The organism is Caldisphaera sp. (genome assembly GCF_046536515.1).
Lineage (GTDB): Archaea > Thermoproteota > Thermoprotei_A > Sulfolobales > Acidilobaceae > Caldisphaera.
Map to the genome: position 1 here is coordinate 14920 of NZ_JAWDMQ010000002.1, position 13722 is coordinate 28641.

The window sequence follows — 13722 nt, forward strand, 5'->3', positions numbered from 1 at the left end:
AATGGCAAGACCACAAAGGTTTATAGATGATGAAGGAAAAAGACTTGATGGTAGGAGGCCAGATGAGATTAGGCCTGTAAAAATGCAAGTAGGTGTGCTATCAAATGCTGATGGCTCTGCATTAGTCGAATATGGATTAACAAAAGTTTTGGCAGCCGTTTATGGCCCAAAAGAGTCTCAAAAATCCATATCATTGCCTGATAGGGCGTCTCTAAGGGTTAGGTACCATATGGCTCCATTTTCTACTGAAGAAAGGAAAAATCCTGCCCCGAGTAGGAGGGAAGTGGAACTATCAAAGGTATTAAGAGAATCTCTTGAGCCTATTGTTATAACTGATTATTTTCCAAGAACATCTATAGATATTTTTATAGAGGTCTTACAATCAGATGGAGGAACTAGGACAGTTGGTGCAACTGCAGCATCTTTAGCTTTAGCTGATGCAGGAATTCCCATGAAAGCCCTAGTTGCAGGGGTAGCTATAGGTAAGGTAGACAATGTATTAGTAGTAGACTTAAATGAGGTTGAAGATATGTATGGTGATGCGGATATGCCGATAGTTGCAGCTCCAGATTTGGGCCAAATAACTTTATATCAATTAAATGGTGTTTTAAGTAAAGAAGAGTTTCATAATGCCATAGATATGGCTATTAAGGTAATTAGTAAACTTGTTGATACCGAGAAGGAGACTTTAAGAGACTCATATAAGGAGGTTGGTGAAGAATGAGTACGACACCGTATAGAGTTCAAATAATTCCCAAGATAAAGAGGGAGTCTTATCTTAATTTATATAGAAAAGGTCAAAGAGCAGATGAAAGAGATTTTTATTCCCCCAGAAAGATAACAATTCAAACAAATGTGTTAGAAAAAGCTAATGGATCTTCATTAGTAAAATTGGGTAACACCCAAGTAATGGCTGGAATAAAAATAGAACCAGGGGAGCCATTTTTTGATACCCCAGATCAAGGAGTATTACAAGTTCATGCAGAATTAGTTCCGTTAGCTTCACCTCAATTTGAGCCAGGACCGCCCGACGAAAATTCTATTGAATTGGCTAGAGTAATTGACAGAAGTCTGAGGGATCCAAAAGCAATTGATTTAAACTCCCTTGCAATAAGGCATGGAGATAAGGTTTGGATGATATGGCTTGATTTATATATTTTAGACTATGATGGTAACCTCTTTGATGCAAGTATGTTAGCAGCTATGGCAGCACTTTTAACAGCTAAAATGCCCGAATATGAAGAGCTTGAAACGGGAGAAATTAAAGTAAGTAAAAATATTTCAAATAATCCAATAAAGATGAATAAAAAAGTTGTTACGGTTACAACTGCTAAAATAGAAAATTATATTTTGGTAGATCCTAATTTAGATGAAGAAATAATATCTGATACAAAGTCTGTAATAGCTTTTGATGAACAAGGTAATATAGTTGGAGCCCAGAAAACTGGCATGGGTTCCTTATCCCAAGAGGAAATTGATAATATTATAAACGTATCAAGTTCAGCAGCTCAAGTATATTTTAAATTGCTAAACGATGCACTAAAAAGTGAAGTGAAAGAAGAAAAAGGGTGATAAATAATGGTCTACAGCCACACAAAAATAGTAGGTCCCTCTGGTAAGTATGGTCCTAGGTATGGATCTACTTTAAGAAAAAGAGTAAAGTCAGTCATGGAAAAAATGTATCAAGATCACCAATGTCCCTTCTGTGGAAGTGTTGGTACAGTAAAAAGAGAATCTGCTGGAATATGGGTATGCAAAAAATGTGGTCATAAGTTTGCTGGAGGATCTTTTACACCAAGATCTGAGCTATCAATATATCTTCCTAGATACTACAAATCAATGTAACTCGTGATGTATATTGTTTGATATACCTTCGAAAATTAGAGAATTTTTTAATAAAAATACAATTATACAACCCATTTTGATAACAAGTAGTAGAGATCCGAGCCAAAGGACAAGAACTTTTATAAATGAAATATCAAGTGTTTTACCAAATAGTATAAAAATCACACGAGGTAAGCTATCTTTAGAGGATTTAAATTATATAATTTTAAAATATAATATAGAAGAATTAATTATAATAGGAGAGTTTAAGGGAAATCCAGGAAGGATAGAAATATACATTCCAAATAAAAATTATGATAGGCCGAAAAAATCTTTTGAAATGATTATCAATGGTGTTACTTTAAGGAAGGAATTAGGTATAAATGAGAAAATAAAAGTGAAAGGGGTTGTTATTAAAAAGTTAAATGAATATAACGAAATAGATCTTAAATATATTGAATTTTTATCTAAAATATTTAAGATTCCGCTTAGTAACGAAAATTTAAAAGATAATGAAGCTTATCTTCTTGTTAAATTTAATTTACCAATGTTAGATATTTCGGTTTTTAATAATAAAGGTAAAAACATAGGTCCAAATTTTAGGTTAAAACTTAAAGGCGTATAATAATGGAGATAATATTTAAAATTTGTGTAGGTAATGTGGCAAACGCTTTATATAGGTCTTTAATCGCTGAAGTTAATCAAGAAGCTCCAAAAAAAGGGAAAGTTAGTATTGAATATAATAATGATTGTTTATATTTAACAATTAGTAGCGATACATTATCAGGTTTGCGTGCTTTATCAAATTCGTATTTAAATCTTATTTATGCTATGCTGACCTCCTTCCCGTCTTGAGGGGCTCCTCTAGGCGTTTCATAGTTTTATAGTTTGCACCTTTATTTTCATTATTTAATAGCTAGTTGGTAAAAGCCAACTTGTTCCATTTTCAACATTATAAAAAGGGTGGTCTTCTGTTCATTATTTATCCTTAATCTGAAGAATCCTTCTGCTTTTTTTAAGACTAGGATATAGTTATTTATGTCTACCCAAAAAGATGCCTTATTTAATCCTTTCAAAATTAAAACCTACTCATAATATGGGATATTTTGTATTTGTTATAATTAAAATCATGTTAATTTTTACAATATAATTTATTTATAGAATGGTTTTAATACATCATATCTATTGTATCGAGCCACCATTTTATTTCATCATTAGACATTTTTTTATGGTAATTTATACCTTCGATTTCGGCCATGACAACTTCAATATCATCATTTTTATTTTTTCTTAGTACTATATGCATGCTTCTATTATAATCTGATGTATCATCCAATTCAGAAGCTTCTTGAAGAGAAGGTGTATTAAAATAAATCTCTATTAAATCATTTTCTTCTTTATATGAATAAGTTGGATTGTTTTCTAAAAATTTCATAAGTTTTTGATATTTTATCAATTACCTTCACCACCAATAGTTGTAAAGCCCGCCCATCTGAGCGGAAAGTTTATTGACTCAATATTGTTAAGAATAAAAAAGGTTATAAATTTTTGATTTTTTTGAAGTTGCTACACGATAAGTCTAATAGACTATGAGCCATATGCCACCCTTAGCAGAGGGGGCTCTGATAATTTATGCAGACCCTGCGAGGAGTGCTTGAGGTGAGAGATACCTATGGGGCAAGAACTTCCAATCTTTATCGCAGGAGCAGTTATATTTGTTTATTTTAGTAATTGGAGTTAATATTTATAGATATAATTTTCCAAAATGTTAAAATAAATATTCTAACTTTTTAACTTTATTAAATTATTATTATTGGATGTAACATGAATTCGAAAAATCTAATAAATTTGCTAAAAGGTATTAGACCATGGAGCCTACCTATGACTTTGTTTGACTATATCTGACCTCTTCCCCGCCCTGAAGGGCGAGTTTCCTGAGGTCTTAAGGGTTACACCCCTTTTATGCTACTCTATTATCCCCCAAGCCGATATTGCGGGAGAAATCGGCTCCCGCTCCTCATGTTTTAAGGGTTGATCGGCCTGGAGTCCTATTTTATTACACTTGTTAGTTGGGGTAGAGGCGTACCTCATGTTTCAGTGACGCATACCCCTTCAGCAGCTGTATCAATTTTTAATAAGTTTCTAAACTTAAAAAACTTTACCCCGCCCCTAGAAGGGGTTTGTCGTTCGCTTTATCATATTCTATATCTCTTATGTTATTTATGTTCATTACTGTGAATAAATAAACCGAAGGTGGAAGCCCAACTATTAATGGTATATAACTAATCCGGCCAGTTGCCAAATAGAAAGCTCCTAATGGAATGACTACTCCCCAAGCTAAGTAAGCTGTTAGCTCTCCCAAGGCGTTATATTTCAAATAGAGCGGAAATCCAGAGTAGCCGTAGGCTAAAATAAAACCTATTAAACCTAAAATTATCGATAAAGGCCTTCCCTCAAGCGTCAATATTAAGCCAAGAGAAATCGCTATAGCAGACATAGCATATCCAAACATTAGTGTGGCATCTGGACTTAGTATTTTATGTATAATTAAATGAAATCTTCTAACCATACCTTTTTCGCTATCTATACCTTTTTTAAAATCGAAATAATCATTAAAAACGTTTGAAGCTATATGTAAGATGATAGAGCCAATTAAACCAATAATTGTTAGCCAAAGACTTATTCTATGAAATATTATTGACGATACTATTATAACTGATAAAGCGAACGACAAACCCCTTCTAGGGGCGGGGTAAAGTTTTTTAAGTTTAGAAACTTATTAAAAATTGATACAGCTGCTGAAGGGGTATGCGTCACTGAAACATGAGGTACGCCTCTACCCCAACTAACAAGTGTAATAAAATAGGACTCCAGGCCGATCAACCCTTAAAACATGAGGAGCGGGAGCCGATTTCTCCCGCAATATCGGCTTGGGGGATAATAGAGTAGCACCCGTAAAAGGGGTGTAACCCTTGAGACCTCAGGAAACTCGCCCTTCAGGGCGGGGAGGAGGTCAGAGAAACGCTGGGGCTAAAACAATTGCCATACTATTAGGTAAAACTAAAGCAAAAGCTTTATTCTTAATTGAATTATTTATGCCTTATGCCTTTATATATTTAGGTATTTTTATATTTAAAATTTTGCCGATAACAACCATATTTGCTAACGTAACATTAATATATAATTATTTCATAATAAAAAATTTAATTAAAGACAGATTAGCGACATTAGATGTAATTACAGCAATGCAGGCATTATTCTTTGGAATTTTTTATTCTATCAGTATTGGTGTATTCAAATTATTTTAATAGAAACCTTAATATTAATTAAAAAGAACGATAGCTAACTTTAAAAATTCCTCTTCTAACTTACAGTGTAGAGCTAAGAATAAGATAAATGATGAGGTAGAAAATTATGTCTAAATCTATGTACCATTATATAGCAAATGCATGGAAAAAACCCTATGAAAAAGAGCATGCGGTATTAATGCGCCAAAGATTGATTGCATGGAGAAATGAGCCTACTATAACTAAACTTGAAAAGCCTACTAGACTGAATAGGGCAAGAGCCTTAGGATATAAAGCTAAGCAAGGAGTAATTGTTGTTAGAGTCAAGGTAAGAAAAGGTGGAATGAGAAAGCAAAGACCAGTATCTGGTAGAAGACCTAAAAGAATGGGGGTAAATGCTATAACAGTCGGTAAGAGCTTAAGACTAATTGCTGAGGAAAGGGCGCAGAACAGATATCCTGATTTGGTGGTGCTAGGGAGCTATTACGTTGGTGAAGATGGTATTCATAAATGGTATGAAGTAATCCTAGTTGACCCAAATAATCCATCAATAAAGAACGATAAAGATTATTCATGGGTTATAAATAGTTCTAGCAAATACGGGAGACCAAATCGCGGACTTACATATGCAGGCAAGAAGGTGCGCGGGATTGCTAATGGAAGAGGGCTTAATAATAGTCATAGCCATAAATGGAAGAAAAAAGAAAAGGAAAGGAAGTTAAGAAAAGGACACGAAGCAAATAGGCATGTAAGATATTTTAATACGAGTAGGGATTAAACTATTTTTTGGTGCAGGTGTTGATTAAATCTGTAGAAATAAGAGTTTTTGTTCACGCTACAGAAGATAAGGAAAAGATTATAACTGCTTTAAAAAACATTATTAAGGATGATTTTAATATTATAGAAGAACATTACGAAGGTTATTATGGTAACTCGATTGTTGTAATAAGTTGTTCTATAGAAGGTGAAAATGCGGAAAAAATTCTTGATAATATACTAGATAATTTGTCAAGGCCTGATAAAGATGATATTTTAAAGACATTTTATGATAGGATTGGAAAAGGTAGTGCATTTCATATTAGGCTTAATAAGCAAAAAGCATATCTTGGAGAATATGCAATAAGTGATTCAGATGATGTAATTAAATTGGTCTTTAAGTTAGATAATAAATTCAGCTTAGAAAAATTAAGACAGTTAATAGTAAATAAGCACAGTAACGTGGGAAAATGAATTATATAGACCTTTCAGTAAATCCGAAAAGCTATGATGAATGGGTTAAAATGGCTGAAAAATTAAGCAAATTAGGTTTTAATTATGTCGGTTTGGAATCAAAATTTATTAATGACAAAATTATGAAAATTGCAGAAGAATACTCAATTAATATAATTAAAAGGAATACTTATAAAATAAATAATAAAGAAGAATTAAACGATATACTAAAAATTAACAGAAAAGATTTTATGTTAGTTGTTGAGCCTAAAAATAATCATATTTTAAATTCATTGAGTCTAATTCAAGAGGTTAACTCTATAAGAATAAATGTTGAAAATAATATTAGAATTAATAAGAGCCTAAAAAATTTATTTAATATCGCTAAAAAAGGAGTTATTGAAATAAGCATGAGACCTCTTTTATATAATAATAATAATTTATTTTTTTTAAGAGAATTTATAAATTTAATTAGGAATTCTGTTAAATTAAAAGTTAAGTTTTATGTAGTTAGTGATGCAACCTATGAATACGAGCTTTGGCATCCAGCTTACATTAAAAGTTTATTTATGATCTTAGGTATTGAAAAATCCCATGCTATAATGGCTTTAACTACTTATCCATATAGTGCTTTTCTTCAATCGAAATCTTAACCATATTTAATTATTTTATAAGCAATTCTTGTTTTTAGAACATCAGGTAATTATTGTTTATTGTTATATAATAGAAATATTTTAAAATTTCTTATGCTATACAAATTTGGTGAATTTTGTGGAAGAAAAAGTTGATCTTAACATAAAAGTTTTATTGGTCGAATATACTAAAGATGCTCCAAAAATTATAGCTTCTGCTTCAAAGATGAGTACTTCTAAAAAGACTGTTAGAGGACTTCTTGAAATAAAACAAGATGAAATAGATACCTGGATAAAAGAAACGTTTAAAAGAAATCACTTTAGCCCATGGGAACATAGCTCCTATACATTTATGATTGAAGGTTGTTCTAGAGTGTGTTCTCATCAGCTTGTAAGGCATAGAATTGCAAGCTTTACTCAACAAAGTATGAGGTATACAGAGGCTTCTCTAAGGGATATGGCTTTATTATTAGGCTCTAAAATTAATATGAATTGTCCTGAAAAACCAAAAAAAGGTGATAGAGAAGCTTACAAGTGCTATAGTGAAGCTCTTAGAAATTCAGTATCTATGTTGAGTACTAAGGAATTAATAGATGCAGCAAACTTAGCATATGTATTTCCTCCAATGATGAAAAAAGAAAGAGCAGAAATCTATGCGAAATCATTGATAATAGCTACGGCAAACTATTATCATCTTCTCTCGACAGGATTATCAAAAGAAGATTCAAGATTTATAATACCGATGTCTGTAAGAACTAAAATTACAGTAACTATGAACGCTAGGGAACTTATTCAAACTTTCTTCCCATTAAGGATGTGCACAAGAGCCCAATGGGAAATTAGAAAAGTAGCATGGCTACTATGGAGTGAATTAATTAAAGTTCACCCAGAATTATTTAAATATGCAGGGCCGAGTTGTGTGCATCTTGAAAATATAAACAGGGATGAACCACAAACTTTAAAGGATTTTATAGAAGGTAATAGTCTCTTTACTATAAATAGATGTCCAGAATTAGTTAAAAATAATGGAATAAGAGCTTGTCTTTTAACAGCTTATAATACTTTAAACTTATAATTTTAAATAAGAATTGACAAAAATCATAAAAAGTTTTAAAAGATATAATGCTAATAATAATAATTAGCCGGGTCGTCTAGCGGCCAAGGATTCGGGGCTCTGGACTCAAATATGGGAGAACCCCCGAGACCGGGGTTCGAATCCCCGCCCGGCTATAATTAAATTGCAAATGGGTTTCAATGTTTAATAATTGGTTCAATAATTTTATACAATTCTGGATCGGAATTTCTAATCTTATCAATGCTCCATGGTTTCCATTTTCCGTTCTTTACTTTACCAATAACATTAATTATCCACGATTTATAAATTTGTGAGCAATTGTTATAATTTTTACAGCTATTGTTTATAAATTCATAAATTTGACTTATAGCTTCTTCATCGCTCATTCTCTTAATATTTATAAGATATCTTGATATTACATAGAGTATTAACCTAGTTCTGCCATCGGGAACGCCGCTCTTTATTATTTTATCAATCCAATTGAATTTTTCTATTAAGCTTTCTCTATATATTGTGATAGCGCAATCCGAAGGATTTGGGCAATATTTTTTTATTAATTCTTGAACTGATTTATTGCACTCATCGTCGGATTTTTGACAATTATTAATTATTTTTTCAAATTCCACTTTACAAGCACCAGAATTTTTTATTGCTTAAGAGGATAATATCTTCATAGTTATAAAGCTGCGAAGGTTTTTAAATAACCTATAATAATTATGTTCCAAAGACCATCTGAATTCTTGCTATTTCAGGTCCTGTTGTATCTTCTCCGACTATAGCTCCTTTTGTATTAACTATTAGTCCTGTTCTTATAAATGATACTCCAAAGTTAACTGTTCCTGTTTTAAAAGGAACTTTAAATATATCTTCTAAAAACTTTATTTCTTCATCTGAAACATCAGGATGAACCAAACCACCTACATTGGTCACGGCTATGATGGCTCCTACAGTAGGTATACCAACTACGCTTCTTTTAAATACTTCTACACCCAAATTATCTTGGATTTGTTTAATTATATCGTCCTCAAAATAAGGATAAACTAGTGCTGCTTTATCATTAGCTACAATTAAATTTCCAACAGCGTTATTTCTGCTAGATAAAACTAATACATTTAAATCTTTAGAAGACTTTTTTATCAAATCAACTTCATTATCAGTTATGCTTCTAGATAAAATTAATCCATTATTATTACCAGACATTAAAACTCCGATGAGTCTAGTGTTAGCTATAGAGATTTCTGTTATATCTGTTTGCAATATTTGGCTTATCTCTTCTACATCTTTCTTTTGAAGCCCTTGGGGAATAAATGTTATTTTATCATTACCATACACGTAAACTCCTATATTGCTATTCCCAAAAATAGACATTTTAGCAATTTCGAAAGGCAAAAACTTCACCTATAATTTTATTGTTTATTTTTTATTTCATATTTTCCTACTCTTACTTTTTCTCCGGCAAGTCTAACTAACACTTTTTTAACAGATTCTCCTTCTTCAGGTTTGAATTCCTTCATTTCAACTATTATTTTTACCCTTCTTGGAGGTTTCTCTATGCTGTTTTTCCATATAAATGAGTTTACATCGTCCATAATAACTACATCTTGGAGACTAACCTTTACATTTTTTGACACAAATTTCCTAATATAATCAACAGCCCTTTTTGCTCTATTACTCCTTCTTCCGAAGTAAATTCTTTTTAATGGCACAACATAAACAAATGCCTCTCCAACTTCCATAGACCATCCCTCACACTTTCAATTTTGAGGTCCTCCAATTTCTTCTTCTAGGGTTGCTTGTATATTTTCTTAATGTTTTAACCACGACCCAAACTGGAACGGATTCATTACTTTTATTGGCTTTTGCAAGTCTCAATTTTCTTGCTAAATGCTTATTCCTTGCCATTGTTTTTCACCTACTTCCACTTAAATTTGAACTCGTACTCCTTTCTAGATCTGTTGTCTAGTTCTATTAATATATTTTTTACAACATCTTCAGTAACTGGGGTATTTAATCTACCCATTTGGACTAGTCTAATTATAGTTTCTTCTGCAATTTTTGCCAAATCTGGTTTAACTAGCTTTAAGTTATTTAACCTATCTAAGGCATTTGGTTCCATAATAGCCCTTAAAATAGCTAGCTTTTGTGCTTCTTGTTCTTCTTCCATTCTTTTCCTTCTTTGTTCTTCTTCCATTCTTTTCCTGAGTTCTAATAGTCTTCTTTGTTTTATAGCCTCTAATTCATCATCATCGCTGTAATCGCTAAAGTCATCACTCAAACTTCTCACCACTAGTTTTAGTTAAAAATGAGCCTAATAAACAATTTTTTGTTTATTAAAAATTTCTGAGATTCATTATGCAATGTTAAACATAACAATGATTTTTTATAAATATAAATTTTTATGGAGCTAACCTCCTTCCCGCCCTAAAGATCGAATTGGTTGTAAATAAGTTTTAATAGATTTATAATTTAAATATATATTAAGGGCGAATTAAAAATTGGTCAGAACATTCATCGCAGTAGACATGAATGATGCTAGTATTATAGGAAAGATTGAAAAAATTATAGATCATTTAAAAAGCTTTAATGTTAAAATGAAGTTTGTTGAAACTGAAAACTTACATATAACTCTAAGATTTTTGGGAGAAATAAGCGAATCCGATGTAAAGGTTATTAAGGAAAATATAATAGATAAATTAAAATGCAGTCCTTTTAATATGACTTTAAAAGGTGTAGGGGCATTTCCCAGTACCGAAAATCCGAGAGTAATATGGATAGGTATACTAGAAGGTTTTGAAACACTTAAAAATATAAAAAAAGAAATAGACAATATGCTTGTAAAGAACGGATTTAAGATAAATTATGAAGAATTCGTTCCTCATTTAACCATTGCAAGGGTAAAATTTGGAAAATCGAATGCTTTATCTAAGTTTTTAATTGATTATAAGGATATTGAATTTGGCAATGTAAATATTAATTCTATTAAGTTAAAGAAAAGTACTTTGACTAAAAACGGTCCTATTTATAATAATTTAGCGGAGGCAATTTGTAAATGAATTGCAACAGGTCAGAATTAGAAGCATACGTTTTAGATAAAATTAAGCCAAATAAATTCCAAAGAAATATATTAGAAAAATTTTCGAATATAATCAAACAAAGACTTTATAGCTGTATGGAAAAGAATGGTTTAGAGGTAGAAATAGAAGAAGTAGGTAGTTTTGCTAAAAATACATTATTAAATGATAAGTGGGAATCTGATATATTTGTCTTAATAAAAAATAAAGATGATGATTGGATCAATAATAAAGGGAAAGATCTTTTATTATCATGTTTAGGAGATTTTCCTACAATTATAAAATATAGCCAGCACCCTTATGTAACAGTTTCATATATGGGACTAGAAGCTGATGTTGTTCCAACAGTATTTGTAGAAAAACCAAGGAAGAAAGGAATGGGAGTTGAAAGAACTCCGTTTCATACTAGATATATAAATTCTAAACTCAATGAATGTCAGAAAGATGATGTAAGGCTGTTAAAGTCTTTTCTAAAAGGTATATCAATATATGGCGCTGAAAGCCATGTAGAAGGATTTTCTGGATATCTTTCAGAGTTGCTAATAGCATATTATAAATCATTTCACAATACATTAATAAACGCATCAAAATGGAGAGAACTAGTATACATAGATATAGAAGAAAATGGAGATAAAGATTACTTAGTTAAAAAATATCCTATGTCTAGGTTGATAGTTGTTGATCCTATAGATCCTTATAGAAACGTTGCAGCTGCTGTTAGTATAAAAAGTTTGTCAACATTTATATTGGCTTCAAAACTTTATCTAGAAAATCCTAATGCAGCATTTTTTCATAGATTCTCATATAATATTAAGTCAAATATAAATGCACCTTTATTACTAATATTACTCTATGGAGATTATTTTAATTATCCACCCACAGATGTTTGGGGGAAATTAAAGAAGATTTCGGAAAATTTAGAAAAATTTGTAGAAAATTTTGGAATTAGAATACTTAAGGTATCTTATTATACAAATGAAACAAATTTGGGAGCTATAGGTTTTTTAATAGATAACCCGACTATACCTAAGATAGATTTTCTGGAAGGGCCTTCAGTTTATGATGATGTTAATAGCATAAAATCTTTTATCAAAAAAAGGATTAGTGAGGGAGGTATATCATTTATTAAATATAATAAATTATATGGAGGGAGGGATAAGAAAATTAGAGACTTAATTGATTATATAAAGAACACTATATCAGAATCAGGTGTAAATTACACTAAAAAAATTGAAGTTGATATTTTCGAGAATTATGAAAAAATAAGAGTTAATGGTGATATCAAAGAATGGGTGAAGAACTCTCTTTATTCAACTCCTGCATGGATGGTAAATATATAGGAGATTTAATTTCATTAAACATACTTTGTTATCCAAATTATAAAAAATGTAATATATATAATAGGTTAGATCAAGCTGAACTTTTGGGAATAGAAAAAATTTGCAATTTTGGGGATTATCTTATTTTTAGTAATAAATACAATAAATTTCATATATTAGGAAAAGGCCATTCTAGTATGGTTTTTCTGGGCTATGTTAAAAAGTTAGGATTAAAGGCTATTAAGGTTAGAAGGACTGATAGTAAAAGAATAAAACTAATTGATGAAGGAAAAATTCTAGAAAAATTATCTAAATATGGCATAACACCAAAGGTATATGGATACTCAAATGATTTTTTAATTATGGATTATGTCGGCAGGATTAACCTAAAATACATAATACAGAAAGAGAATAAATTAGGCATTTTAAATTATGTAATAGAAGGTCTCCAATCTGCTAAAATTATGGATTATACGGGTATAATACATAATGAATTAAATAGGCCGTGGAAAAACGTATATTATCCTAGTTATCCGAGGGCTTTTCCAGCTCTTATAATAGACCTAGAATCCTATTCAACAGGGTGTGGTAATATAAACAAATATGTTGGAGGCATAATTGGGAAATTAAATCTTATTAAATATTCAGTTAATTTACAAAAATTACTTTATAGGTATAAGGCAAAAAACTGTGATCCATTAATGTTTAATTATTTAAGAAAAGAATTAATAAGAATCATTAACATTAGCTTTATCTGAATCATTCATGTTGGATTTGCCACTTATGTTATCTGGTACACTGCTTTTTGTATTTTCTAATAGGGCATAACCATTATCAGAGTATAACTTATTAAACATTGATAATGTGAAAAATTTTATGCTCTTGGGTTTCATGCTTAAAGGTTCACCGCAAACTGGGCAGGTGTGCCCATCAAAACCGCTTAGAGCTTTTTTAGGCACTGGAGGTCCATTAAATTTATTTTTATCTTTTTTGTCTCCTATGGCATATCTGTATAGAATTGTTCCGCATTTTTTACATACTATTAATATCTTTCCCTCGCTTGAAGCCTGATTCAATTTTGGTCACCAATAACGCCTGTAATCCTCAGTATTACTTATTTCTCAGAATATATTAATAAGTAACCTATTTGCATAATTTTAAATAGAGCAAGTAATTCAATAATTAAAAAATAAAACATAATTGAAAGTTTGCATAATTTTAATATAAATGAGTTAGTATTACTGAGTAGAAAATTTAGGTAAACGTAACTCAGATTTAATTAAAAAATAAAAAAGATCTCATAGA

General features: G+C 30.9%; 24 protein-coding genes and 1 tRNA gene. 15 read left to right on the forward strand and 10 right to left on the reverse strand.

The annotated features are described in order from the left end of the window. Window position 1: 1 nt before the first annotated feature. The 5 genes from rrp41 (at window position 2) to RXO53_RS00625 (ending at window position 2679) form a co-directional block, all read left to right on the forward strand. Complete coding sequence (gene rrp41 / locus RXO53_RS00605; protein WP_410712347.1) at window positions 2–724, forward strand: exosome complex exonuclease Rrp41; 723 nt, start codon at window positions 2–4, stop codon at window positions 722–724. After that, a complete protein-coding gene (rrp42, locus tag RXO53_RS00610; protein ID WP_410712348.1) occupies window positions 721–1572 on the forward strand; it encodes an exosome complex protein Rrp42 in 852 nt (283 codons plus the stop codon). Before rrp41 ends, rrp42 begins: the two co-directional genes overlap by 4 nt. A 6-nt stretch (window positions 1573–1578) precedes the next feature. Beyond that, window positions 1579–1845 (forward strand): 50S ribosomal protein L37ae, encoded by a 267-nt coding sequence (locus RXO53_RS00615; protein WP_410712349.1) that lies wholly within the window; start codon window positions 1579–1581, stop codon window positions 1843–1845. A 76-nt stretch (window positions 1846–1921) separates the two neighbouring features. Continuing rightward, the gene (locus RXO53_RS00620) at window positions 1922–2449 is read left to right on the forward strand and encodes a Brix domain-containing protein (RefSeq protein WP_410712350.1); all 528 of its coding nucleotides are present in this window, start codon (window positions 1922–1924) and stop codon (window positions 2447–2449) included. Between the two features lie 2 nt (window positions 2450–2451). Beyond that, complete coding sequence (locus tag RXO53_RS00625; RefSeq protein WP_410712351.1) at window positions 2452–2679, forward strand: KEOPS complex subunit Pcc1; 228 nt, start codon at window positions 2452–2454, stop codon at window positions 2677–2679. A 50-nt stretch (window positions 2680–2729) separates the two neighbouring features. On the opposite strand, the gene RXO53_RS00630 is transcribed toward RXO53_RS00625, so the two are convergent. The 4 genes from RXO53_RS00630 to RXO53_RS00645 form a co-directional block, all read right to left on the reverse strand. Next, a complete protein-coding gene (locus tag RXO53_RS00630; RefSeq protein WP_410712352.1) occupies window positions 2730–2900 on the reverse strand; it encodes a hypothetical protein in 171 nt (56 codons plus the stop codon). Between the two features lie 92 nt (window positions 2901–2992). Then, the gene (locus RXO53_RS00635; RefSeq protein WP_410712353.1) at window positions 2993–3280 is read right to left on the reverse strand and encodes a hypothetical protein; all 288 of its coding nucleotides are present in this window, start codon (window positions 3278–3280) and stop codon (window positions 2993–2995) included. A 509-nt stretch (window positions 3281–3789) separates the two neighbouring features. After that, window positions 3790–3915 carry a hypothetical protein gene (locus tag RXO53_RS00640; RefSeq protein WP_410712354.1) on the reverse strand — a complete coding sequence of 42 codons (126 nt, stop codon included), beginning with the start codon at window positions 3913–3915 and terminating at the stop codon, window positions 3790–3792. Window positions 3916–3982: 67 nt separating this feature from the next. Next, a complete protein-coding gene (locus RXO53_RS00645; protein ID WP_410712355.1) occupies window positions 3983–4558 on the reverse strand; it encodes a prenyltransferase in 576 nt (191 codons plus the stop codon). Between the two features lie 89 nt (window positions 4559–4647). Here RXO53_RS00645 and RXO53_RS00650 point away from each other — a divergent pair, with 89 nt between their 5' ends. The 7 genes from RXO53_RS00650 (at window position 4648) to RXO53_RS00680 (ending at window position 8182) form a co-directional block, all read left to right on the forward strand. After that, a complete protein-coding gene (locus tag RXO53_RS00650; RefSeq protein ID WP_410712354.1) occupies window positions 4648–4773 on the forward strand; it encodes a hypothetical protein in 126 nt (41 codons plus the stop codon). Between the two features lie 23 nt (window positions 4774–4796). Next, complete coding sequence (locus RXO53_RS00655; protein ID WP_410712356.1) at window positions 4797–5132, forward strand: hypothetical protein; 336 nt, start codon at window positions 4797–4799, stop codon at window positions 5130–5132. A 106-nt stretch (window positions 5133–5238) separates the two neighbouring features. Beyond that, window positions 5239–5889 carry a 50S ribosomal protein L15e gene (locus tag RXO53_RS00660; RefSeq protein ID WP_410712357.1) on the forward strand — a complete coding sequence of 217 codons (651 nt, stop codon included), beginning with the start codon at window positions 5239–5241 and terminating at the stop codon, window positions 5887–5889. A gap of 20 nt (window positions 5890–5909) precedes the next feature. Beyond that, entirely contained in the window at window positions 5910–6341 is a 432-nt protein-coding gene (locus RXO53_RS00665; protein ID WP_410712358.1) for an RNA-binding domain-containing protein, read from the forward strand. Continuing rightward, entirely contained in the window at window positions 6338–6973 is a 636-nt protein-coding gene (locus RXO53_RS00670) for an RNase P subunit p30 family protein (protein ID WP_410712359.1), read from the forward strand. Before RXO53_RS00665 ends, RXO53_RS00670 begins: the two co-directional genes overlap by 4 nt. Window positions 6974–7091: 118 nt before the next feature. Continuing rightward, window positions 7092–8027, forward strand: coding sequence for an FAD-dependent thymidylate synthase (gene thyX, locus RXO53_RS00675; protein WP_410712360.1), 936 nt, complete (start codon window positions 7092–7094; stop codon window positions 8025–8027). Window positions 8028–8092: 65 nt separating this feature from the next. After that, window positions 8093–8182 (forward strand) — tRNA-Gln (locus RXO53_RS00680). A 21-nt stretch (window positions 8183–8203) separates the two neighbouring features. On the opposite strand, the gene priX is transcribed toward RXO53_RS00680, so the two are convergent. The 5 genes from priX to RXO53_RS00705 all read right to left on the reverse strand — a co-directional run bounded on the left by priX (window position 8204) and on the right by RXO53_RS00705 (window position 10311). Then, the gene (priX, locus tag RXO53_RS00685; RefSeq protein WP_410712361.1) at window positions 8204–8653 is read right to left on the reverse strand and encodes a DNA primase noncatalytic subunit PriX; all 450 of its coding nucleotides are present in this window, start codon (window positions 8651–8653) and stop codon (window positions 8204–8206) included. A gap of 88 nt (window positions 8654–8741) precedes the next feature. Continuing rightward, window positions 8742–9416, reverse strand: coding sequence for a translation initiation factor IF-6 (locus RXO53_RS00690; protein WP_410712362.1), 675 nt, complete (start codon window positions 9414–9416; stop codon window positions 8742–8744). A gap of 17 nt (window positions 9417–9433) precedes the next feature. After that, window positions 9434–9763, reverse strand: coding sequence for a 50S ribosomal protein L31e (locus RXO53_RS00695; protein WP_410712363.1), 330 nt, complete (start codon window positions 9761–9763; stop codon window positions 9434–9436). Window positions 9764–9773: 10 nt separating this feature from the next. Then, complete coding sequence (locus RXO53_RS00700) at window positions 9774–9929, reverse strand: 50S ribosomal protein L39e (RefSeq protein ID WP_292319258.1); 156 nt, start codon at window positions 9927–9929, stop codon at window positions 9774–9776. 10 nt (window positions 9930–9939) lie between these two features. Continuing rightward, window positions 9940–10311 (reverse strand): DNA-binding protein, encoded by a 372-nt coding sequence (locus RXO53_RS00705; RefSeq protein ID WP_410712397.1) that lies wholly within the window; start codon window positions 10309–10311, stop codon window positions 9940–9942. Window positions 10312–10522: 211 nt separating this feature from the next. Between RXO53_RS00705 and thpR the strand changes: the two genes are divergently transcribed. The 3 genes from thpR to RXO53_RS00720 are packed head-to-tail and all read left to right on the forward strand — an operon-like array spanning window position 10523 to window position 13175. Beyond that, window positions 10523–11080 carry an RNA 2',3'-cyclic phosphodiesterase gene (thpR, locus tag RXO53_RS00710; protein WP_410712364.1) on the forward strand — a complete coding sequence of 186 codons (558 nt, stop codon included), beginning with the start codon at window positions 10523–10525 and terminating at the stop codon, window positions 11078–11080. Further along, window positions 11077–12438 (forward strand): CCA tRNA nucleotidyltransferase, encoded by a 1362-nt coding sequence (cca, locus tag RXO53_RS00715; RefSeq protein WP_410712365.1) that lies wholly within the window; start codon window positions 11077–11079, stop codon window positions 12436–12438. Before thpR ends, cca begins: the two co-directional genes overlap by 4 nt. Next, on the forward strand, window positions 12387–13175 hold the full coding sequence (locus RXO53_RS00720; protein WP_410712366.1) for a hypothetical protein: 789 nt from the start codon (window positions 12387–12389) through the stop codon (window positions 13173–13175). The genes cca and RXO53_RS00720 overlap by 52 nt, the downstream gene beginning before the upstream one ends. On the opposite strand, the gene RXO53_RS00725 is transcribed toward RXO53_RS00720, so the two are convergent. Then, entirely contained in the window at window positions 13143–13493 is a 351-nt protein-coding gene (locus RXO53_RS00725; RefSeq protein WP_410712367.1) for a hypothetical protein, read from the reverse strand. The genes RXO53_RS00720 and RXO53_RS00725 overlap by 33 nt on opposite strands. Window positions 13494–13722: the final 229 nt, after the last annotated feature.